This is a genomic window from Idiomarina sp. ST20R2A10 (genome assembly GCF_051842345.1).
Classification (GTDB): domain Bacteria; phylum Pseudomonadota; class Gammaproteobacteria; order Enterobacterales; family Alteromonadaceae; genus Idiomarina; species Idiomarina loihiensis.
In genome coordinates, this window is the sequence record NZ_JBNIEY010000053.1 from 1 (window position 1) to 265 (window position 265).

Below are 265 nucleotides of genomic sequence, written 5' to 3' on the forward strand. Positions count from 1 at the left end.
GACTCCACCCACACGTACGATCCGTCCGCTCGCTCGTGTCGGTACTCGACCGACTGCACGGTGTCGCCATCGTCGGCGACCACCGTCCGGAAGGCCTCGACCACCCGATCGCGGTCGTCCGGGTGAAAGTACTCGGCCACCTGCTCGCCAACGAGGTCGTCCTGGGCGAATCCGAAAATTCGCTCGATCGAGGGACTCTCGTACCGGATCACGCCGTCGGGATCGAGGACGGTGAGGAGGTTCGTCGAGTGCAAGGGGATCGTCT

At 64.5% G+C, this 265-nt stretch carries 1 protein-coding gene; it reads right to left on the reverse strand.

The window, feature by feature from the left end; genetic code table 11:
• The coding region (locus tag ACP7H9_RS14280; protein ID WP_439222944.1) for a PAS domain-containing protein at positions 1 to 265 on the reverse strand (265 nt) is incomplete at both ends.